Source organism: Parabacteroides sp. PH5-46 (assembly GCF_029892785.1).
GTDB lineage: Bacteria > Bacteroidota > Bacteroidia > Bacteroidales > Tannerellaceae > DFXE01.
This window is the reverse complement of record NZ_JARXXA010000014.1, coordinates 89426-112602: the sequence shown is the minus strand read 5'-3', so window position 1 is coordinate 112602 and position 23177 is coordinate 89426. Positions and strand designations below refer to the sequence as shown.

The window sequence follows — 23177 nt, the reverse complement described above, 5'->3', positions numbered from 1 at the left end:
TAGTATATTTGTTCCTCGTTTATAATACGTTAAAATTAAATTCGCAAATGGGAAAAGTTTTAGTAATTGGTGCCGGAGGAGTTAGTACAGTTGCTGTAAAGAAAATGGCTATGAATACGGATGTATTCAGTGATATCATGATTGCTACCCGAACGAAAAGCAAAGCAGATGCCATTGCTTCCGACATTAAAAATATAAAAGTGCAAACGGCTCAGGTGGATGCAGACAATGTGAGCGAACTTGTTGCATTGTTTAATGCGTATAAACCGGATTTGGTGGTAAACCTGGCACTGCCTTATCAAGACCTGTCTATCATGGATGCCTGTCTGGAATACGGCGTGAGCTATTTAGATACGGCTAATTATGAACCGCTTGACGAAGCAAAATATCAATATAGCTGGCAATGGGCTTATAAAGACCGTTTTGAAAAGGCCGGACTGACAGCTATTTTGGGTTGTGGTTTCGACCCGGGTGTAACAGGTGTTTACACAGCCTATGCTGCTAAGCATCACTTTGACGAAATACAGTATCTGGACATTGTAGACTGCAATGCCGGAGACCATCATAAGGCTTTTGCCACTAATTTCAATCCGGAAATCAACATTCGTGAAATTACTCAACGGGGTAAGTATTTTGAGAACGGAGAATGGAAGGAAACAGATCCGCTATCAGTACATAAAGCCCTGAATTATCCAAATGTAGGCCCGAAAGAATCTTACCTGATGTATCACGAAGAACTAGAGAGTCTGGTAAAGAATTTTCCAACGATCAAACGTGCCCGTTTCTGGATGACCTTCGGACAGGAATACCTTACTCACTTGCGGGTGATACAGAATATCGGAATGGATAGTATTGTGCCTATTATGTATAATGGCGTAGAGATCGTTCCGATCCAGTTCCTGAAAGCCGTATTGCCGAATCCCGGCGATCTGGGTGAAAATTATACTGGCGAAACATCTATCGGCTGTCGTATCCGTGGCTTGAAGGATGGCAAAGAATTGACTTATTACGTATATAATAACTGTAGCCATGAGGCTGCCTATAAAGAAACAGGCGCTCAGGGTGTAAGCTATACCACCGGTGTTCCCGCTATGATTGGCGCCCGCTTGTTTATGCAGGGGGTATGGAAAAAACCGGGTGTGTGGAATGTAGAAGAGTTTGATCCCGATCCGTTCATGGCCGAACTGAATAAGCAAGGTTTGCCCTGGCATGAATTATTTAATGTGGATCTGGAATTATAATGCCGAATATCTATAAGATATTGCGCTTTGGAACCCTTATCAAAAGTAAACGAATAAAGTTATTAGGTATTTGGGGCCTGCATATTTTAGGTAAACGATATATAGGTATTTTCTTCGATCCGGTATTGGCGTGTAACTTTCGTTGCAAGATGTGTTATTTCAGTGATGAAGGTTGGCGAAAAGAGCATAAGGGTGTTTTAAGCTTTGACGATATTGAATTAATAGGAAAAGCTTTGTTTCACCGGGCGTTGAAGTTTCAGATAGGCTGTGGGGCAGAACCTACTTTGCATAAAGATCTGATAAAAATCATAGCTTTAGGAAAGCAGTATAAGATCCCTTATATCTCTTTGACGACAAACGGGAACTTACTAACGAAGGAACAATTATTGGAAGCTGCCGAAGCCGGGTTGAATGAAATAACAGTTTCTGTTCACGGGCTGACGGAGAAGACATATGAATCTTTAATGACAAACGGGAAGTTTGATGTATTCCGGCAGTTGTTGGAGAATATTTCAGCAGTCAGAAAACAATATCCGGCGTTTAAATTGCGTATTAATTATACGATCAACAATGATAACCTGGATGAGTTAAGCAATTTATGGGATGTCATCGGATATGATATTGACGTATTGCAGCTACGTCCGATCCAGAAGATAGGAGAAAGCGAATATGCCGATTTTGACCGGAAGGCGATTTATGATAAGTATGATACGATTCTTCTTCCATTGATAGAAGAATGTCAGCGGAGGAATATTATCTGTATTGCTCCGAAAAAGGAAAATATCCTGTTGTTGGAAACGGATGAAGAAACAGATGACAGGATAGAAAAAGCAACATATTGTTATGTATCTCCGGCTAGTTGCTGGAAAGATGACTTTGATTACCGGAAAGATACATTTGACTCATACGCGAAATCGCATCATACCGGGAAACGATTGTTCCGGAATATATTTCAGAAGAATAACTCTCGGAAAGTAGATGTGACCCGTAAAATGAATTATGATATAAATTAAAAGAATATGGCGATACAGGTAGGAGATAAAGTCCCCGAAGTATTAGGGCTTGATCAAAACGGAAAAGAAATAAAACGAAGCGACTTTAAAGGGAAGAAGCTGGCGCTTTATTTTTATCCGAAAGACAACACCAGTGGATGTACGGCAGAAGCCTGTAGTCTGCGTGACGGATATCAGGAATTGAAAAAGGCGGGGTATGAGGTGCTGGGTGTAAGTAAAGACAACGCTAAGTCGCATCAGGGATTTATCACAAAACACGAACTACCTTTCAATCTGATAGCCGACACCGATGTTAAACTACAAGAGCAGTTTGGCGTTTGGGCTGAAAAGAGCATGTACGGACGTAAATATATGGGAACGCTTCGTACCACCTTTATTATTAACGAAGAAGGAATCGTAGAGAAAATCATCGGTTCCAAAGAGATAAAAACAAAAGATCATGCAAATCAAATCCTTAACAAGTAAGTAAAATGACAAAAGAAAAGACAGAGAACAGTATGGAAGAGACAGGTCAGTCAGCAGTTAATGCAGATAAGTTGAAAGCGCTTCGTGCCGCAATGGACAAAATTGAAAAGGCCTATGGCAAAGGTTCCATCATGAAGATGGGAGACGAAGTCGTAGAGCAAATGGAAGTGATACCAAGCGGTTCAATTGGCTTAAATGCTGCATTGGGCGTAGGAGGTTACCCCAGAGGACGTGTTATTGAAATCTATGGCCCGGAATCATCCGGTAAGACTACATTGGCTATCCATGCGATAGCTGAAGCACAGAAGCAAGGCGGTCTGGCTGCTTTTATTGATGCGGAACATGCCTTTGACCGCTTCTATGCAGAAAAGCTGGGTGTGGATATCGATAATTTGTATATTTCACAACCGGATAGTGGTGAGCAAGCCTTGGAAATAGCAGAACAACTGATACGCTCTTCGGCAGTAGACATCATTGTAATAGACTCGGTAGCCGCTCTGACCCCCAAGGCAGAGTTGGAAGGTGAAATGGGAGACAGTAAGATGGGGCTGCAAGCCCGTTTGATGTCGCAGGCAATGCGTAAACTGACAGCTGCTATCAATAAAACAAACACAACCTGTATCTTTATTAACCAATTGCGTGATAAGATTGGTGTTATGTTCGGAAATCCGGAAACTACTACCGGTGGTAATGCCCTGAAGTTCTATGCTTCCGTTCGTATTGATATCCGTCGCATCGGGCAGCTGAAGGATGGAGAAGAGATAAAGGGTAACCAGGTACGCGTTAAGGTAGTGAAGAACAAAGTAGCTCCTCCGTTCCGTAAAACAGAATTTGATATTATGTTTGGCGAAGGTATTTCCCGTACGGGAGAAATCGTTGACCTGGGAGTAGAATACGGTGTGGTAAAAAAGAGCGGCTCTTGGTTTAGCTATAATGAGACCAAGTTGGGACAAGGCCGTGATGCAGCCAAGCAATGTATTGCAGATAACCCGGAGTTGGCAGAAGAACTGTCGACTTTAATATTTAAAAAATTAAAAGGATAGAAAAATATCGTCTTCTCTGCCGCATGGAGAGTAGCATACCGGTTTTCTCTAGAGACTGGTGGCTGGATGCGGTATGTGGAGAGGGTAAGTGGGATGTGCTGTTAGTTGAAGAGAAAGACCGGATACTGGCAGCCATGCCTCTCTATATCCCCCATCCCAAAATAGTATCTATGCCTCCTTATACGCAGACGATGGGACCCTGGTTTGCACCGGAGGCCGGAGATGCTAAATATACCAGTATTCTGGGACGCAGGCAATCCCTGTGTAAAGCCTTTACCGATACGCTGAAAAAATATCCTTCCTTTTTGCAAAACTTTCATTACAGAATAACAGACTGGTTACCTTTTTACTGGGAAGGCTACAAGCAAACAACTCGTTATACCTATTTGCTGGAAGATATAAAAGACACCCATCACTTATGGGAAAATATGAGTCAGCATACCCGGCGGAATATCACCAAAGCAAAGGATAAACTAGGTATTCAGGTAAAGCGAGGCATTTCACTTGAAGATTTTCTGCGGATTTATACCCTAACATTTAAGCGACAGCAACAGAAGCCGCCTCACGAAGAGGTATTAAAGCGTCTGATTACGGTTTGCCGGGAGCGCAAGCAAGGTGATTTGTGGGGAGCTTATGACAAAGAGGGAAGGCTGCATGCTGTTTCCTTTATTGTCTGGCAGGAGAGCTCTGCCTACTATCTGGCGGGAGGAAGTGATCCGGCCCTGCGTGATTCAGGCGCGCATAGTCTTGTGTTGTGGGAAGGCATACAGGCTGTTTCACAACATACGGACCTATTCGACTTTGAAGGCTCCATGATGCCGGGAGTCGAACGTTTTTTTCGGGAATTCGGAGCCATACAAACACCCTTCTTTACAATATCCAGAGGCGAACGGAGTTTATATTATAGAGTTCGACAGAAATTTGGTTTATGAATCCGCTTGTTTCGTACATTATACGCTTTTTGATTGATGGAGATAAGACGTCGCGATTAGCCTATCGGGTAGGTTACACCTCCGATGTGCGGGATTTTCATAAATATAATGTTGTTATTGTTCCGTCTTCGTTTTTTCGGGATCATGTGTACGGAACCCCGGCCTCTATGCCCCAATTGCCTCTTAATGAAATAGAAGGCGTTCCTTTGTTGTTTGGTTCGCCTGAAATAAAATGGCATAGTGATACCTTGATCGTTCATGCAGATATCATTGCCGGGGCATACTTTCTGCTTTCCCGTTATGAAGAGATCCGCAAACGGCATGTGCGTGACGAGTACGGGAGGTTTCCAGGGAAAGAATCACTTCCTTATCAGGCAGGTTTTATTCATCGTCCGGTAGTGGATGAGTATGGAAAGCTACTGCGAAACTGGTTGCGTGAAACAGGAGTCCCCCTGACAGAGCCCACCCCTCAAATACAAAAAATATGGCTAACGCATGATGTAGATGCTCCGTTTTATTGTCGGACACTGCGTAATGTAATGCGCGAAACTATAAAAGGCAAAGGGATCGGAAAAGCCTTGAGTTGGTTTCGTAAACCGCTGGAGGAGGATCCTTATTATACATTTCCCTGGCTGACAGAGCAAGATAATACACTTGTCAATACACTGGGGATAGAGCGCTCCGAAGCCGTTTATTTCCTTAAAGCAGGAGGCTGTTCCGCTCAGGACAAACCACATTATCACTTACATACACCGGATGGTCAGGCTTTGCTGAAATTGCTCCAATCTCAAAAGGCCTCTCTGGGATTACATGCCAGCTATGATGCGGGGAAAAAGCCCTCACTTATCACTCATGAACATAAAGTATTGGGCAGGATAACCGGTCGGCCGATCCGCTACAACAGGCATCACTATCTGGCTTGCCGGGAACCGGAAGATTATATCTGGTTAGAGCGAGCCGGAATTACTGATGATTTCACAATGGGTTATCCGGATGTGGCAGGTTTTCGCCTGGGTACGTCCCATCCCGTACGCTGGATCAATCCGGGCAATAGGCATTTGTCTTCTTTGCGCTTACATCCGCTAAGTGTCATGGATGTGGCTCTGAGTGAGCAAAAGTATATGGGCTTAAGCTATGATGAGGCGTATGCTTATTGTCTGGGACTAATAAACCAGGTAGAGAAAGCGAACGGAGAATTGGTATTGCTTTGGCATAATGACTCCGTATCGGAAATGAAAACCCGTATGGATAGTGCCTCCTGGCATCGTCAATTATATGCGGCATTAATAGAAGAACTGAGAAAAAGATGAAATTATTGATCCTGTGTGATATGTTCCCGCCTGCCTTTGCCCCGCGCATGGGGTATCTGTGCAAATACCTGGTACGCGCCGGATGGCAACCCGTGGTGGTTACAGAGCAAATAAACGATCGTAATTTTTCTTTCCTGGAAGGCTATGCTGAGGCTACCTACATTAATTATTATAAGGCGAACGGCAAATTGGCGCGTCGGCTGGAATGGATAATCGTTCAGCTACTTGATCTTCTATTCAGTTATAAAGACAGGAAGATGGTAAAGGTTGCTTCCAAAATCTTACAGCAAGGGGATTTTCAGGCAATCTTATGTGCAAGCTATCGTACCTTTCCTCTGCCGGCTGCCCGGAAGTTGGCAGAGAAGTTTGATTTGCCGTTTGTGGCTGATACCCGGGATATTATCGAGCAATATGTTTCAACCAAGTATATAAGCCATTCATTCAAAACTTTTGCCTGGCTGGACAAGCTAATCGTAAAAGCATTCCGCCGGAAACTGCTGACAGGAAGAAACAGGGCTTTACAGAAAGCCGATTGTGTTACAACAGTTTCCCCCTGGCACGTCAGCATGATGCAGCAATACAACCCTCGTGTAGAGTTGATTTATAATGGCTATGATCCGGAATTGTTTTATCCCGAACACATTGTTACTCCTCAATTCTGCCTTACATTTACCGGACGGCTGGTGAGTCTGGAAACACGTGATCCCCATCCGTTGTTTGAAGCCATAGCCCGTTTGTCAGAAGAAAAGCAGATATCTCCGACTGATTTCAGGATACAATGGTATACGGATGATGCGTCGTGGGAAATGCTTTCACCTTTGCTCCGGGAGTACAACATAGAGGAATACATGGATTATTTTGGATATGTTCCCGGCGACCGTATCCCGGCTATCCTGAACCGCAGTTCCATCTTACTGCAACTGGCTAATAAAGCAGGAGGAGAAGGCCCTAAGGGGATTATCTCTACCAAGCTGTTCGAGTCTTTTGCTGTAGAAAAGCCTATGCTGTGTGTCCGTAGCGATGAAAGCTACCTGGAAGAAATGATACGTCTGGCTCGTGCCGGAGCTTCTGCCCGTACAGCTCAGGAAGCCTATGATTTTATCTTACACTACTACCACGAGTGGAAAACAAAAGGCTATACAAGCGTTGATGTAGATAAAGAAGTGGTAGAATCTTTCTCCCGAAAGAGACAGGCTGACCAATTTATGCATATATTTGCCGAACTGATGAATAGAAAAGTTCGGCATCATGGATAAGCACTTACATATCATAGCCTTGAATATTCCTTATCCACCTAATTACGGGGGTATTATTGATATATATTATAAGATTAAATCATTGCATGCTATAGGGGTGAAGATTATCCTGCACTGCTTTGAATATGAACGCCATCCGTCTCCGGAGCTGGAGCTTTTATGTGAGAAGGTGTACTACTATAAGCGCCGTACGGGATGGTTGACAAATATATCTTTGTTACCTTATAATGTATATAGCCGCAAAAGCCCCGAACTGCTGAAGAACTTACTGAAAGATAACTACCCAATCCTTTTTGAAGGCTTACATTCATGCTATTATCTGACGGACAAACGCTTAAGAGGGCGGAAAAAGATCTATCGCGAAAGCAATATAGAGCATGATTATTACCAATGCCTGGCTAACTCATGCAAGGAGCGGATAAAAAGAATGTTTTTCCGCCTGGAAGCCTGGCGCTTTAAGCGATACCAGAAGGTAATAAACGATGCCGACCTGACATTGGCCGTTTCGATGGCAGATGTAGAATACCTGCGAAACGAATTCCCCGGGAAGCAAGTTGAGTTTATGACCTCCTTTCACGAGAATGATGAGATAAACATCAAGCCGGGAGCCTCCGACTTTGTTTTGTATCATGCCAAGCTTTCTGTGGAGGAGAACGAACAGGCCGCCCTTTATTTGATCAAACAAGTATTCAGCAAGTTAAATTGTACTTGTGTAGTTGCCGGAATGAATCCTTCCATACGTATCCGGAATGCTATTTCCCTTTACCGCAACATCAAATTAGAAGCAAACCCTTCTCAGGAGCGAATGAATGAGTTGATCCGGGAAGCGCATATTCATGTGTTGGTTACATTCCAGGATACCGGGCTGAAGCTAAAGTTGCTAAACAGCCTTTTTGCAGGTAGGCATATTCTGGTGAATCCCTTGATGCTGACGGGAAGTGGGGTAGATGCACTTTGCCATATAGCATCCACTCCGGAAGAGATGATTGCAGCTTGTGATGAACTCCTGACACTGCCTTTTACTCCGGACGAAATACAAAAAAGAAAAGATTTTCTGATCCCGGCTTATTCCAACAGATACCAGGCAGAGCGTCTATATCGGATGATTTATGAATAAAAATGAGCTGATATCCGCTTCCAAGTCCTTGCTGGCTCGCCTGCAAAAGGTAGACTACGATCGTTTGCCCATCAGCGATTACAATAAACAATATATTCGTAAAATCTATCCTGCGTTGGCCTATTATATGGAGATTTATGCCGACTGTTTGTACCGGGGTATTTCTTCATCAAATCTTTCTCCTGAAAATATAACATTGGTTGATTACGGAGGTGGTAGTGGCTTCCTTAGTATGCTGGCAAAGGAAATAGGTATAGGGCAGGTTATTTATGTCGACTTGAATCCTCTTTCCGTAGAAACAATCAAAGTGCTTAAGCACGAGGTGGGTACGGGGCCTGATATTATCCTACCCGGCAGTTCAGATGCTTTAGCCGATTGGTGTCAGGCTCGCCAGATACAACCTCAACTGCTGATCGCTACCGACTTAATAGAGCATGTATATAATCTTTCGGCCTTTTTTACTGATTTGTGCCGGATTAATAACGAAATGGAGTTAATCTTCACTACAGGATCAACGCCTTATAATCCTTTTGTAAAAAGGAAATTGCATCGTTTTATGAAAGACTGTGAGTCGGGAGTTGCCGTTTCGCCGGGCTATTATGCCCGAAGAGAACAATACCTTCGGGAATCTTTTCCGGAACTGACAGAAGAACAACTCAAGGTCTGGGCTTCATGCACACGCGGTGTGATCTATGATGACATAAAAAGAGCCGTTGAAACTAACCATTTACCTTTCCCCGAAGACAAATACAACACCTGCGATCCGGAAACGGGAAACTGGGCGGAACGTATCCTGCCCATCCAGCGATATCGCATTTCGCTCGCCCCTTGTAACTACCACTTATCAGTAAAGAAAGGCTTCTATAACACACACAGAACGAACCCTCTACAATCACTTCTTTGCCAACTCATAAACGGACTGATTCGTATAAGCGGAAAAGCCGGCCTATTCCTCGCCCCCTTCATTACACTACATTGTAAAAACAATAAGTGACCCTTTAACGAACCTTATTGTATTTTTCTTCAGTTATAAATTAAGAAAACAAAGAAGTTGTATCTAATTGCAAATTAGCGAGCTGCGGTGTTCTAAAAAACGCATACATACTCTTCCTAAATCGCATGGGTGCGTTTTGCTGATCGCATGCATGCGTTTTTGAAATTGCAGCCATGCGATTTTTACTTCATGTAACATATTGTCTCCATACTAACTCCGTAGGAGCGATACGTTTTATACCTACATATAGGTATTGAGTATAATTGTAATAAAGCGTAACTTTGCGTGTTAAATTGAAAAGATGAGACTGTCGGAGCTTAAAACAGGTGAGAAAGGCGTAATAGTAAAGGTGATGGGTCGCGGAGGATTCCGCAAGCGTATCATTGAGATGGGCTTTATCAGAGGAAAAGAGGTAGAGGTTATCCAGAACGCACCCTTAAAAGACCCGATCCATTACAAAGTCATGGGGTATGATGTGTCATTGCGTCGTAGCGAGGCTACTTTGATTGAGATTATTCATGTTCCCGAAATAGAAAAGGAGCAATTGCCGGCCAAAGGAGAGAAGCGGAATTTTGACTCTTTCGTCACCGCATCATCAGACGATTTACACTCTATTGCCATTGAAAAGGGCAAGACAATCAATGTAGCACTTGTAGGTAATCCGAACAGTGGTAAGACGACTCTATTCAACCATGCCTCCGGTGCGCACGAACATGTGGGGAATTACAGCGGGGTAACGGTTGATGCCAAAGATGCTGTTTTCAAACAACATGGTTATACGTTCAGGATCGTAGACTTGCCCGGAACCTATTCCTTGTCGGCTTACTCCCCGGAAGAACGCTTTGTGCGCAGCCACCTTAGCGAAGAACATCCGGATGTAGTTATCAATGTAGTAGATGCTTCAAACCTGGAGCGAAACCTCTATCTGACGACTCAACTGATCGATATGGACGTGCGTATGGTGATTGCTCTTAATATGTACGATTCGCTGCAAAAAAGAGGCGATACCTTTGATATCCTGATGTTGGAAAAGCTGATAGGTACACCTATCATCCCAACCGTTAGCAAGACGGGTATGGGTATTACGGAGTTGTTCGACCGGGTAATCAAAGTTTACGAAGAGAAAGAACCTGCTATCCGCCATATCCATATAAACTACGGAGACGACCTAGAGAAGGCTATTACAAACGTAAGGGATGCTTTGAGAAAAAATGGCAACTTGTCAAAGGGAATCTCCAAGCGACATGTAGCAATGAAACTCCTGGAAGGTGATCCGGAAATGAATGCTTTTATCCGGGAGATACCGAAAGGAGAGAAAGTGCTGCAAGTTAGGGATGAGAATGTAACTCAGATAGAGAGTCTGTTGGAAGAAGATGCTGAAACGGCTTTTACAAATGCCAGATATGGCTTTATCTCCGGAGCCTTAAGGGAAACGTACGAGCCGGGCAAAATCGAATCGATGAAGAGTACACAGATCATCGACTTGTTTGTAACAAATAAGGTATTGGGCTTTCCTATTTTTCTGTTCTTTATGTGGATCATGTTTGAGGCTACATTTAGCTTAGGAGCATATCCTCAGGACTGGATTGAAAGCCTGGTGGCATGGATTGGTCATACGGTGAGGCAGTTTATGCCCGAAGGCCCATTTAAAGACTTGTTGGTTGATGGAATTATTACCGGAGTAGGAGGTGTGATCGTTTTCTTGCCGAATATTCTGATACTATACCTGTTTATCTCCTTTATGGAAGACTCCGGTTATATGGCACGAGCCGCTTTTATAATGGATAAAATCATGCACAAAATGGGATTACACGGAAAATCCTTTATCCCTTTGGTGATGGGCTTTGGCTGTAATGTACCGGCTATTATGGCTTCGCGTACGATTGAAAGTCGTAACAGCCGCATGATTACGATGCTGATCAATCCTTTGATGAGTTGTAGTGCGCGGCTTCCGGTCTATGTATTGTTGGCCGGTGCTTTTTTTCCGGGAAAGGCCAGTTTTGTGCTTTTTACATTGTATGGAACCGGCGTTTTGCTGGCGGTTATCATGGCGCGGCTTTTTAAGCGCTACCTTTTCAACGAAGAAGATATGCCTTTCGTGATGGAACTTCCGCCTTATCGTATGCCTACGCTGAAGTCCATTTTAATCCACATGTGGGAGAAGGCCAGGCAGTACCTGAAGAAGATGGGGGGAGTTATCCTTGTTGCTTCTATTATTATATGGTTCTTGGGCTACTTCCCTTTACATTCAACGAATGAGCAGACATTTGATGCTCAAATATCCGAGTGGGAGAAGGCAGAAGGCGTAACACAAGCAGAGAAAACGGAAGCGATACTTGAACTGGAACATCAGAAAGCCATAGATCATCAACAAAATTCATATATCGGACGCCTGGGACAAACTATTCAGCCTGTTCTGGCCCCCTTAGGTTTTGACTGGAAGATAAGTGTCAGTTTATTAACAGGTATGGCCGCAAAAGAAGTGGTAGTCAGCACTCTTAGCGTTTTGTACACCGGAGAAGATGAGTTGGAGGGAGAAGAAGATAATCAGGCATTGTCGAACCGCTTAAAGCAAGATACATATGCTGATGGTACACCTGTCTTTACCCCTTTGGTAGCTTTGAGTTTGATGTTGTTTGTACTGATCTATTTCCCTTGTATAGCTACTATAACAGCTATATCTAAAGAAGCGGGATCCTGGAAGTGGGGGCTTTTCGTTATTGGTTATACCTGTTTGCTGGCTTGGCTGGTTTCTTTTATCGTATATCAGGCAGGTACGTTCTTCTTAAGTCTATCGGCTGTTTAAAGTGGGAGGACAGAATATGTGGCAATATATAGCAATAGCAATCGTAGGAACAATGGCCGTAGGCTATACATTATATAGTATATACCGCATGGTCAAAAGGATACGCAAAAATAACAACCCATGTGCCGGATGTTCGGGATGCGTGTTGAAAGACCAAATAAAGTCTCCAAAAGACTGCCCTGAAACACATTAGTAACTTTGTTGCTAACGCAAACATTTTTTTATCTTTGCAAAGACAACTTTTTGTATGAACTGAATGATTTACGCCAGTTTGATAGAGAGGAAGATACTTTTCCTGTTATTCGCTTGTATGCTGGTTTTTATAGGTTGTGGCAAAGATAATGATCCTAACTCTTTAAGAAGTAATGATGTAGGGTATTATTATGCAATAAACAACAAGCAGGCGTCAGAGCGTTTAGCGCGCATTATGTATGATAACAATACAGATGCGGCAGAGCCTGTTGAGCGTTTTAAACTGGTGCACATTTCCGATGCACATCTTTCCGATTATTCTATAGACAATCATTATAAGTCTCCGAACAATTTGCTGGAAGCGGTATCTTTTGCCAATCAACCGGAACTTAAGATTAATGCTATGGCTGCCACCGGTGACCATATAGGCTATGAGAGTAGAATAGATGCACTAAGCTGTATGGAGGCTTTCTATGCCAATCTTTATACAAATAATAGGATACCTACATTTCCCTGTCATGGCAATCATGACAACAATATGACAACTAACAGAAAGGATCTGTATCTGACGACATCGGAATTGTCTAATGCATTCAGTAATAAAGGCAATTATACTTTGCAGCGGAAATCCGGTAAGAGTTATTATTATGCCGATGTAAAGAATCCGATGGGGGGATATATCCGCTTTATAGCACTGGATATGCTGGATCAGGGCGCGAATGAGATCAATACGGTAATGAATGCTATTTACTCGCAGGAGCAGATAAGCTGGTTGGGAAATGTAGCGTTGAAAGAGGGAATGACAGAAAACCATCAGGTGATAATCCTGACTCATTATCCTTTTCAGCCGTCCTATTCCGGTTTTTTATGTGATGGGGCCTATGTCCACTCCTGGAAAATGATTCCGGAAATAGTAGAAGCTTTCCGCACAAAGCAGCCTATCCAGCAAATCTATAAAGATCAAAAGGGTGTTTTTGAGCCGATTAATGTTGACTTTGATTTCAGTGATGCCTCCGGCGATTTTATCTGTTATCTGGGAGGGCATGCCCATGTTACAGCTCGTTTTCAGATAACAGGCTTAAGTAATCAGTCTGCCGATCTACCTTTGCAACATATGCTTTTGTGCACAAATATGTCTCCATCCGAAGCCGGGACTGTATTTAATAAGGTTCCCCGTACTTCCAAGAGTCTGCAAAACAATAGCTTTTGTATCTATGTAATAGATACGCGCCAAAGGGAAATATATATAACTTTCTTTGGCGCGTATTTACCTTCCGGAATGTCTACGGAGGATTATCCGGCAATACAATCAATAACTTATTGAGTTTTTATCTGCCGATGCAATGATAGGTAAAGCCTTGTTCTTCTAACTCTTTTGCATCATAGATATTACGTCCATCCAGGATCAAAGGGGTGACCATCAGTTTCTTTATTACTTGCCAGGAGGGTAGTCTGAACTCTTTCCATTCCGTTACCAAGATAAGTGCATCTGCTTCTATTACGGCATCATAGATATCTTTGGCATAGCTTATTTTGTTTTTGTAACGCCTTTCTGCTTCCTCCATAGCTATCGGATCGTAGGCGCACACCTGGCAGCCGGCTGCCAGTAACTTGTCTATCAGAACCAGTGACGGCGCTTCACGCATATCATCTGTTTCAGGCTTAAAGGCCAATCCCCACAGGGCAACCCTTTTCCGTTCAAGTTTCCCGTCAAAGTGCTTTTCTAGCTTTTGAAACAATATCTTCTTCTGATCTTCATTCACGTCTTCTACAGCTTGTAATATTCGCATGGGGTATTGGTGTTCTTTGGCTGTCTGGATAAGTGCCTTTACATCCTTAGGGAAGCATGAACCACCATATCCGCAACCCGGATATAAGAACCTGTTTCCGATACGGGAATCCGAACCGATCCCTTTGCGTACCATATTAACGTCAGCCCCTACGATCTCGCACAGATTGGCAATGTCATTCATGAAGCTGATGCGGGTAGCTAGCATGGAATTGGCTGCATACTTTGTCATTTCAGCAGAGGGTACATCCATGAAAATCACACGGAAATTATTCAATAGGAAAGGACGGTATAACTTGGACATCACTTTCTCTGCCTCTTCCGATTCCACCCCTACGACTACCCGGTCGGGGCTCATGAAGTCTTTAATGGCGGCTCCTTCTTTAAGAAATTCGGGGTTGGATGCTATATCGAAGGCTATATCTACATTTCGCTTGTCCAGTTCTTCACGGATGGCTTGTTTTATTTTCTTGGCTGTTCCGACAGGAACTGTACTTTTGGTTACTACCAGTGTGTATTTATTCATCAGGCGTCCTACCTGGCGAGCTACAGACAATACATATTTCAGATCGGCACTTCCGTCTTCGTCCGGAGGAGTACCTACGGCACAAAATACGACTTCTACCTCATTTATGCATTCTTTCAGGTCGGTTGTGAATTTTAATCTTCCGGCTTGGGTGTTCCTTATAACCATTTCTTCCAGCCCCGGCTCATAGATGGGAATGATGCCTTGTTTCAGTCCCTCTATTTTCTTTTCATCTACGTCTATGCAAAAGACTTCTGTTCCCATTTCCGCAAAACAAGTACCGGTAACTAAACCAACATATCCAGTACCAACGATTGCTATTTTCATAAATTCTTTTTTGATGTTTTTACAAAGATAGAGGATATTTCTCTATTTTTGTGTTTCTTTAAAAAACGAGTACTAATTAGGAATATTTCAAATGCAAGCAATAATATTGGCGGCAGGGATGGGTAAGCGTCTCGGTGATCTCACCAAAGATAATACCAAATGTATGGTGAAGGTTCACTCTCAAACATTGATAGAGCGTATGTTGACCCAGCTCACCAGTGAAAATATGCGGCGTATTATTATTGTAATTGGTTATAAGGGCGAGAATGTAAAGAAACTGATTGGTGATACATTTAATGGAACACCTATATTCTATGTAGAGAATAAGCTGTACGACAAAACAAACAATATTTACTCCCTATACCTGGCTCGCGAATACTTGATGGAAGATGAAACGATTCTTTTGGAGTCGGATCTGATTTTCTCCAAACAAATAATAAAGAAACTGATTCGTAACCCTTATCCTAACCTGACGGTTGTAGCCAAATATCAGAGCTGGATGGACGGGACGGTTGTTACCATTGACGCAGACAATAATATCATTAATTTTATACCCAAGAAAGCGTTTCGCTTCAGCGAAAAAGAACATTACTATAAGACAGTGAATATCTACAAGTTCAGTGTTGATTTTTCGTCGAATAAATACGTTCCTTTCCTGGAGGCATACAGCAAGGCTTTGGGAAATAATGAATATTACGAGCAGGTATTGAGGGTTATATCTTTGCTGGATGAGCCAAACCTGAAAGCAATGCCTATTGCCGATGAGAAATGGTATGAAATAGACGATGAGCAAGATCTGCAAAATGCAGAAGCTCTTTTCTCGTCAGAAGAAGAGGCTCCCCATTTGTACGGCAGACGTTTTGGAGGATATTGGCGATTTCCTCAGATGACAGATTTCTGTTATCTGGTGAATCCTTATTTTCCGAATGAAAGAATGAAGGAGGAAATGTCTTCCAACTTTAATATTTTGCTAACGGAATATCCTTCCGGCATGGGTGTTAATTCAGCATTGGCTGCCCGCTTTACTGGTATTTATCCCGAGCAAATAGTGGTAGGGAATGGGGCTGCCGAACTGATACATGCCTATTTGCACCTGAATGATCTGAAGACAGGGCTTGTATATCCGACTTTTGAGGAATATCCGAATCGCCTGTCGGCATCGAATAAAGTTGTCTTCCATCCCGCCAACAAGAATTTCTCCTATTCGGCAGATGATCTGATTACATTCTTTGAAGGAACAGATATCAGCCAACTGGTGATCATTAATCCGGATAATCCTTCGGGAAACTTACTGTCGCAGGATGATGTATTGAAGCTTGTTAAGTGGAGTGGAGATAAGAATCTGACATTTATTCTTGATGAATCATTTATAGATTTTGCCGATACGGATAAGCGATTTAGTCTTTTCAGAAAAGATTTTCTATCGGCTAATCCACATGTAATAGTTATCAAAAGTATCTCTAAATCGTATGGTGTTCCCGGTTTGCGACTGGGCTTTATGGCTTCCGGGAATACAGAACTGATCGGACAGATAAAAAAAGAAGTTTCGATATGGAATATCAATTCATTTGCCGAATTCTTCATGCAGATATTCATCAAATACCAAGATGCGTACGAGCAGGCTTGTCTGCAGTTTGTAAGAGAACGGGAACGTTTCCGTATGCTCCTGAGTGATATTTCCTACCTAAGAATAATACCTTCTGCTGCCAATTACTTCCTGTGTGAGGTTACGGAAAAATATTCCGCCAAGGAATTGTGCAGCCAGTTGCTATACGCCGATAATATTTTAATAAAAGATTGCTCAAATAAGGTTGGCTTCAACTCTTCGCAATACATTCGTATAGCCATAAGGGACGAGAAAGATAATAATATGTTAAAAGAAGCGCTACAGCGATTAGATAAATAATATGGCGGGACCGAAAAGTATCTGCATTTGCGGAGGAGGCAGTTTAGGACATGTAATTGCGGCTGTTTTAAGTAATAAAGGATATACCGTAAATATATGGACTAGCCGTCCGACCCAATGGCAGTCTGAAATTATAGTAAATGATTGTAATGGCAAAACTATCAAAGGTGTATTGAATGTTGTTTCAGGCCGTCCGGAAGATACAGTTGCTATCTCAGATATGATTCTTTTATGTGTTCCAGGCTTTCTGGTAGAACAGACGTTGCGGGATGCGAAGCCGTATATTCGTCCGGAAACATTGGTAGGGTCTGTTGTTTGCAGTAACGGATTTTTCTGGATTGCCAGACATATATTAGGCTCTACGTGTGGCTTATTCGGCTTTCAGCGGGTTCCGTATATTTGCAGACTGATCGAGTATGGGAAAAGCGCCGAGATTAAGGGTTATAAATCAAAACTGAAGATTGCTGGATGCCTTGCGGATGGAAAACTAGACGAACTTGCTGCTTTCTTTTCGCAAGCCTTCGATACCCCTACCTATACATTAAATCATTACCTGGAAGCTACTTTGACAAATAGCAATCCTCTATTACATCCTACCCGTATATATGGCATGTTGAGTAAAGAAACAACCGATGCCTTTGATAAAGAATTTATGTTTTATGAAGAGTGGGATGATTATAGTTCGGAAGTGCTGATTAATTGCGACAATGAGTTTCAGAAAATACTGGAGCATCTTCCTGTAAAAAGGGAAGAAATCCCCGGCATACTGGAGTATTATGAATCTACAGATCCGGCTTCTCTGACCCGAAAAATACGTTCGATTACTGCCTTTAAAGGAATAAAAATGGCGATGATTAACCAAGCCGGTAAATATTATGTAGACTATTCCAATCGTTATTTTACAGAAGATATTCCCTTTGGACTTTTGATTATCAAATCTATAGCTGAAGCCATGAGCATGGATACGCCTTATATTGACACGCTTCTGCAGTGGATGCAAGGTCGGATGCAAAAAGAATACCTTGTAGGTTCTGAGTTAAAAGGACAAGATCTGCCTTGTAGTGGCATTATCCAGAATTTCGGTATTGACAACATCAGGAAACTTTCAGATCTTTAGCGGATGGCTCCCGTCCTTTTGTTTTTGTATACATCCTACTTATATTGAGACAAAGTGGTTTTTATTCGTATGTATCCTATAATACTACAGTTCTTATTTATTCAATGCATATGGCTGATTGTTAAAAAATAATAATTATCCAAAATATATACAGAGGCTTATATAGAAAAAAAGGGATAAATTCCTACCTTTGTGCCGTTTTCGCACTAAAAACCACGGAAATATCGGTATAACTTATTGGTTATACGGAAATAATCCGTAATTTTGCAGTCCGAAAACGAAAGCGTGAATTAGTAACAATAAAAATACATACAAAGTTTAAAAAGAAAAAAAATGCCTACAATTCAGCAATTAGTGAGAAAAGGAAGGGAAACTTTGGTGGTTAAAGGTAAATCTCCAGCACTGGATGCTTGTCCCCAAAGACGTGGCGTATGTGTGAGAGTATATACTACAACACCGAAGAAACCAAACTCTGCAATGCGTAAAGTAGCAAGAGTACGTTTGACAAATGGTAAAGAGGTGAACTCTTATATTCCGGGCGAAGGACACAACTTACAGGAACACTCTATCGTATTAGTACGTGGTGGTCGTGTAAAAGACCTTCCAGGGGTACGTTACCATATTGTACGTGGTACTTTGGATACTGCCGGCGTAAATGGTCGTACACAAAGACGCTCTAAATATGGAGCTAAACGTCCGAAAGCTGGTGCAGCAAAGAAGTAATTATTCCTTCAAACTGAGATTTTAAATTAAGTATTAAAGCTGGTTTGAGTTATTTGGAAAGGCTATTAAGGTTGAGTAAATGATTCGGAGGAATCGTTGAAGACAAAAAAGGCAACCAAGAAACAAGAACGAAAATTTTTGAAAACAAATGAGAAAAGCAAAACCAAAGAAAAGACAGGTCTTACCAGATCCTGTTTTCGGTGATGTAAAGGTAACGAAGTTCGTTAACCATTTAATGTATGATGGCAAGAAGAATACTGCCTATGAAATTTTCTATTCCGCTTTGGAAACTGTAAAGACCAAATTACCGAACGAAGAAAAATCTGCACTCGAAATTTGGAAAGCTGCACTCGATAATATTACTCCCCAAGTCGAAGTGAAATCCCGCCGTGTAGGTGGTGCTACATTCCAAGTTCCTACTGAAATTCGCCCTGATCGCAAAGAATCTATTTCAATGAAGAATTTGATCATCTATTCTCGCAAGAGAGGTGGAAAGACTATGTCTGACAAACTTTCTGCAGAGATTGTTGATGCATTCAACAACCAGGGAGGAGCATATAAAAGAAAAGAAGATATGCATCGCATGGCAGAAGCAAACCGTGCATTTGCTCACTTTAGGTTTTAATTAGTATTAGTTTATAGGAGATTATAAAAGACAATGGCAAAAAGTGACGAACTTTTAAAATACACAAGAAACATCGGTATCATGGCGCATATTGATGCAGGGAAGACTACGACTTCAGAACGTATTCTTTTCTATACCGGATTGACTCACAAAATCGGTGAGGTTCATGATGGCGCTGCGACTATGGACTGGATGGCACAAGAGCAGGAACGTGGTATTACAATCACCTCTGCTGCTACAACAACTTTCTGGAATCATAATAACGAGAAATATAAAATAAACCTGATTGATACCCCGGGGCACGTTGACTTCACAGTTGAAGTTGAACGTTCTTTGCGTATCCTTGATGGTGCAGTTGCCGCATTTTGTGCAGTTGGTGGTGTAGAACCCCAATCAGAAACAGTATGGAGGCAAGCTGATAAGTATAATGTACCAAGAATCGGTTATGTAAATAAAATGGACCGTTCGGGTGCAAACTTTTTTGAAGTAGTTCGTCAGGTTAAAGATGTATTAGGTGCAACTCCTTGCCCGATACAGATACCCGTTGGTGCGGAAGAAAAGTTTAAAGGTGTAGTAGACCTTGTAACGATGAAAGCCATTCTGTGGCATGATGAAACAATGGGAGCAGAATATTCGATAGAAGAAATTCCTGCGGATTTGGTAGCTGAAGCCGAAGAATGGAGAGATAAAATGCTTGAAGTGCTGGCTGAATGTGATGATAGCTTAATGGAGAAATACTTTGAAGATCCTTCTACTATCACAGAAGACGAGATCAGAGTAGCAATCCGTAAAGGAACATTGGCTATGCAGATCAACCCAATTATTTGTGGTTCTTCTTTCAAAAACAAAGGTGTACAAACTTTATTGGATTCTGTATGTAATTATCTTCCGAGTCCGATGGATACACCGGCTATTGAAGGTACAGATCCGAGAGATTCGGACAAGGTGATCGTTCGTACTCCTCAATCAAGTGAGCCATTAACAGCTTTGGCATTTAAGATTGCAACAGACCCCTATGTAGGCCGTCTTTGCTTCTTCCGTGTATATTCTGGAGAATTGCATGCCGGTTCATATGTATTGAATACCCGCTCTGATAAGAAAGAACGTATTTCACGTTTGTTCCAGATGCACTCAAACAAACAAAACCCAATGGAATTGATTGGTTGTGGTGACATCGGCGCAGGTGTAGGTTTTAAAGATATCCGTACAGGTGATACATTGTGTGATGAAGCTCATCCGATTGTATTGGAATCAATCGAATTCCCAGAACCTGTAATCGGTATAGCTGTTGAACCAAAAACACAGAAAGACTTAGATAAGCTGGGTATCGGATTGGCTAAATTGTCAGAAGAAGATCCAACTTTCCGTGTTCAGACAAATGAAGATACAGGTCAAACCGTAATAAGCGGAATGGGTGAGCTTCACTTGGAGATCATTATCGACCGTCTACGTCGTGAATTTAAAGTAGAATGTAACCAGGGACGTCCTCAGGTAACTTATAAAGAAGCGATCAGCAAGTCTGTTGAACTTCGTGAAGTATATAAGAAACAATCTGGAGGTCGTGGTAAATTCGCTGATATCATTGTTCGTGTTGAACCGGCTGATAAAGATTTTGAAGGTGAATTGCAGTTTGTTGACGAAGTAAAAGGTGGTAATATTCCTAAAGAGTTTATACCTTCTGTACAGAAAGGATTCCAAAAGGCTATGAAGAATGGTATTTTGGCAGGTTATCCGCTGGATCAGTTGAAAGTGACTCTTATTGATGGTTCTTACCATACTGTCGACTCTGACCAGTTATCTTATGAAATCTGTGCAATCCAGGCATTCAAGAGTGCTTCGGAAAAAGCCAGCCCTGTTTTGATGGAACCAATCATGAAGATTGAAGTGGTTACTCCGGAAGAAAGTATGGGTGATGTAATTGGTGACTTGAACAAACGTCGTGGACAGGTTGAAGGTATGGAAACAAGCCGTACTGGAGCTCGTATCGTAAAAGCTAAAGTTCCTTTGGCTGAAACATTCGGATACGTAACAGCCTTGCGTACGATTACTTCGGGAAGAGCAACTTCTTCCATGCAGTTCTCGCATTATACGGAAGTATCCGGCTCAATAGCTAAGCAGGTGCTGACTGAAGTTCAAGGACGTGTTGATCTTATAAAATAAAAAAAAATTGGGGGAGAGAATGGCTCTTTCCCCAATTATTAATAGATAATTAACAAATAGAAATGAGCCAAAAAATTAGAATTAAATTGAAATCTTACGATTATTCTTTGGTAGACAAGTCTGCTGAAAAAATCGTAAAGACAGTAAAGGCTACCGGTGCAGTAGTAAGTGGTCCTATACCTCTGCCTACACACAAGCGTATCTTTACAGTGAACCGCTCTACGTTCGTTAACAAAAAATCACGTGAGCAGTTCGAACTCTCTTCTTATAAGAGATTGATTGATATTTATAGCTCAACTGCAAAAACAGTTGATGCATTGATGAAACTGGAATTACCCAGTGGTGTGGAAGTTGAAATTAAAGTGTGATAATTAAAAATTAAGTGAAATGCCAGGATTGTTAGGAAAAAAAATCGGAATGACATCCGTTTTCAGTGCCGAGGGAAAGAATCTTCCATGCACTGTTATCGAAGTGGGTCCTTGCGTGGTTACACAAATTAAAACGCTTGAAAAAGATGGCTATGAGGCAGTACAGTTGGGTTTCTCTGACAAAAAAGAGAAACATACATCTAAGCCTGAAATGGGTCACTTTAAAAAAGCAGGTGTGACACCCAAGAGACACTTGGCTGAGTTCAAGAGTTTTGAAACTGCGTATAATCTAGGAGATGTAATCACTGTAGAATACTTACAGGATGCAGTCTATGTAGACGTGGTGGGAACATCTAAAGGTAAAGGATTCCAGGGCGTTGTAAAGCGTCATGGTTTTGGTGGAGTAGGACAGAGTACTCACGGTCAGCACAATCGTTTACGTGCTCCGGGTGCTATTGGTGCTTGTTCTTATCCTGCGAAAGTGTTCAAAGGAACGCGTATGGCTGGTCAGATGGGTAATGAACGTGTGACTGTTCAGAATCTGGAAGTGCTCAAGGTGATACCAGAGCATAATCTTTTATTGGTCAAAGGGTCTGTTCCCGGAGCAAAAGGTTCAATCGTATTAATTGAAAAGTAATGGAACTGAACGTATTAAATATTAAAGGAGAAGATACCGGAAGAAAGGTAACTTTAAACGATGCGATATTCAGCATTGAACCCAATGATCATGCTATTTATCTGGATGTAAAACAGTATATGGCAAACAAACGTCAGGGAACTCATAAGTCGAAAGAAAGAAGCGAAATGTCTGGAAGTACACGTAAGTTAATCCGTCAAAAAGGTGGTGGTGGAGCCCGTCGTGGTGACATTAACTCTCCTGTATTGGTAGGAGGTGCTCGTGTTTTTGGCCCAAAGCCAAGAGACTATAGTTTCAAACTGAATAAAAAAGTGAAGAGTCTGGCTCGTAAGTCAGCTTTGACTTATAAAGCGAAAGGCAATGCGATTATTGTTGTAGAAGATTTTTCAATGGAAACTCCCAAAACAAAAGAGTTTACAGCTATGGCGAAAAGTCTGAACCTTGCTGACTGCAAGTTGCTTTTGGTATTACCAGAAAACAATAAATCAATCTATTTGTCTGCCCGTAACCTGAAGAAGGCAAATGTAACTACGGCTTCTGAGTTGAATACATATAAGATTTTAGATGCTGCTAGTGTAATATTGACCGAAAAATCGGTAGAGAAGATCGAAGAACTTTTTAAAGCATAAG

21 protein-coding genes are annotated in these 23177 nt (G+C 42.0%); 20 read left to right on the top strand and 1 reads right to left on the bottom strand.

Features of this window, described 5'->3' with window-relative positions:
* The first annotated feature begins 47 nt into the window (after window positions 1–47).
* The 12 genes from M2470_RS14305 to M2470_RS14250 all read left to right on the top strand — a co-directional run bounded on the left by M2470_RS14305 (window position 48) and on the right by M2470_RS14250 (window position 13693).
* Entirely contained in the window at window positions 48–1241 is a 1194-nt protein-coding gene (locus M2470_RS14305) for a saccharopine dehydrogenase family protein (protein WP_280745685.1), read from the top strand.
* Window positions 1241–2254 (top strand): radical SAM protein, encoded by a 1014-nt coding sequence (locus M2470_RS14300; RefSeq protein ID WP_280745684.1) that lies wholly within the window; start codon window positions 1241–1243, stop codon window positions 2252–2254. The genes M2470_RS14305 and M2470_RS14300 overlap by 1 nt, the downstream gene beginning before the upstream one ends.
* Window positions 2255–2260: 6 nt before the next feature.
* The gene (gene bcp / locus M2470_RS14295; protein ID WP_280745683.1) at window positions 2261–2719 is read left to right on the top strand and encodes a thioredoxin-dependent thiol peroxidase; all 459 of its coding nucleotides are present in this window, start codon (window positions 2261–2263) and stop codon (window positions 2717–2719) included.
* Window positions 2720–2724: 5 nt separating this feature from the next.
* Window positions 2725–3762 carry a recombinase RecA gene (gene recA, locus M2470_RS14290; RefSeq protein ID WP_280745682.1) on the top strand — a complete coding sequence of 346 codons (1038 nt, stop codon included), beginning with the start codon at window positions 2725–2727 and terminating at the stop codon, window positions 3760–3762.
* Entirely contained in the window at window positions 3750–4694 is a 945-nt protein-coding gene (locus tag M2470_RS14285) for a GNAT family N-acetyltransferase (protein WP_348524225.1), read from the top strand. The genes recA and M2470_RS14285 overlap by 13 nt, the downstream gene beginning before the upstream one ends.
* Window positions 4691–6004 (top strand): polysaccharide deacetylase family protein, encoded by a 1314-nt coding sequence (locus M2470_RS14280; RefSeq protein ID WP_280745680.1) that lies wholly within the window; start codon window positions 4691–4693, stop codon window positions 6002–6004. The genes M2470_RS14285 and M2470_RS14280 overlap by 4 nt, the downstream gene beginning before the upstream one ends.
* A complete protein-coding gene (locus M2470_RS14275; RefSeq protein WP_280745679.1) occupies window positions 6001–7260 on the top strand; it encodes a glycosyltransferase in 1260 nt (419 codons plus the stop codon). Before M2470_RS14280 ends, M2470_RS14275 begins: the two co-directional genes overlap by 4 nt.
* On the top strand, window positions 7253–8377 hold the full coding sequence (locus M2470_RS14270) for a glycosyltransferase family 1 protein (RefSeq protein ID WP_280745678.1): 1125 nt from the start codon (window positions 7253–7255) through the stop codon (window positions 8375–8377). The genes M2470_RS14275 and M2470_RS14270 overlap by 8 nt, the downstream gene beginning before the upstream one ends.
* Window positions 8370–9371 (top strand): SAM-dependent methyltransferase, encoded by a 1002-nt coding sequence (locus M2470_RS14265; RefSeq protein WP_280745677.1) that lies wholly within the window; start codon window positions 8370–8372, stop codon window positions 9369–9371. Before M2470_RS14270 ends, M2470_RS14265 begins: the two co-directional genes overlap by 8 nt.
* A gap of 301 nt (window positions 9372–9672) precedes the next feature.
* A complete protein-coding gene (gene feoB, locus M2470_RS14260; protein ID WP_280745676.1) occupies window positions 9673–12177 on the top strand; it encodes a ferrous iron transport protein B in 2505 nt (834 codons plus the stop codon).
* Between the two features lie 16 nt (window positions 12178–12193).
* Window positions 12194–12370 (top strand): FeoB-associated Cys-rich membrane protein, encoded by a 177-nt coding sequence (locus M2470_RS14255; protein ID WP_348524224.1) that lies wholly within the window; start codon window positions 12194–12196, stop codon window positions 12368–12370.
* A gap of 63 nt (window positions 12371–12433) precedes the next feature.
* Window positions 12434–13693, top strand: a complete 1260-nt coding sequence (locus tag M2470_RS14250; protein WP_280745675.1) for a metallophosphoesterase — start codon at window positions 12434–12436, stop codon at window positions 13691–13693.
* A gap of 4 nt (window positions 13694–13697) precedes the next feature.
* On the opposite strand, the gene M2470_RS14245 is transcribed toward M2470_RS14250, so the two are convergent.
* Window positions 13698–15011 (bottom strand): UDP-glucose/GDP-mannose dehydrogenase family protein, encoded by a 1314-nt coding sequence (locus M2470_RS14245; protein WP_280745674.1) that lies wholly within the window; start codon window positions 15009–15011, stop codon window positions 13698–13700.
* Between the two features lie 91 nt (window positions 15012–15102).
* Here M2470_RS14245 and M2470_RS14240 point away from each other — a divergent pair, with 91 nt between their 5' ends.
* The 8 genes from M2470_RS14240 to rplD all read left to right on the top strand — a co-directional run bounded on the left by M2470_RS14240 (window position 15103) and on the right by rplD (window position 23176).
* Window positions 15103–16917, top strand: coding sequence for an aminotransferase class I/II-fold pyridoxal phosphate-dependent enzyme (locus M2470_RS14240; RefSeq protein ID WP_280745673.1), 1815 nt, complete (start codon window positions 15103–15105; stop codon window positions 16915–16917).
* Between the two features lies 1 nt (window position 16918).
* Window positions 16919–18034, top strand: a complete 1116-nt coding sequence (locus M2470_RS14235) for an NAD/NADP octopine/nopaline dehydrogenase family protein (protein ID WP_280745672.1) — start codon at window positions 16919–16921, stop codon at window positions 18032–18034.
* A gap of 333 nt (window positions 18035–18367) precedes the next feature.
* Window positions 18368–18757, top strand: a complete 390-nt coding sequence (gene rpsL / locus M2470_RS14230) for a 30S ribosomal protein S12 (protein ID WP_280745671.1) — start codon at window positions 18368–18370, stop codon at window positions 18755–18757.
* A 148-nt stretch (window positions 18758–18905) separates the two neighbouring features.
* On the top strand, window positions 18906–19382 hold the full coding sequence (gene rpsG / locus M2470_RS14225; RefSeq protein ID WP_280745670.1) for a 30S ribosomal protein S7: 477 nt from the start codon (window positions 18906–18908) through the stop codon (window positions 19380–19382).
* 33 nt (window positions 19383–19415) lie between these two features.
* Window positions 19416–21542 (top strand): elongation factor G, encoded by a 2127-nt coding sequence (gene fusA, locus M2470_RS14220; RefSeq protein ID WP_280745669.1) that lies wholly within the window; start codon window positions 19416–19418, stop codon window positions 21540–21542.
* Window positions 21543–21604: 62 nt separating this feature from the next.
* Window positions 21605–21910 carry a 30S ribosomal protein S10 gene (rpsJ, locus tag M2470_RS14215; RefSeq protein WP_005634728.1) on the top strand — a complete coding sequence of 102 codons (306 nt, stop codon included), beginning with the start codon at window positions 21605–21607 and terminating at the stop codon, window positions 21908–21910.
* 19 nt (window positions 21911–21929) lie between these two features.
* On the top strand, window positions 21930–22547 hold the full coding sequence (gene rplC / locus M2470_RS14210; RefSeq protein WP_280745667.1) for a 50S ribosomal protein L3: 618 nt from the start codon (window positions 21930–21932) through the stop codon (window positions 22545–22547).
* Entirely contained in the window at window positions 22547–23176 is a 630-nt protein-coding gene (gene rplD, locus M2470_RS14205; RefSeq protein WP_280745666.1) for a 50S ribosomal protein L4, read from the top strand. Before rplC ends, rplD begins: the two co-directional genes overlap by 1 nt.
* Window position 23177 lies beyond the last annotated feature (1 nt).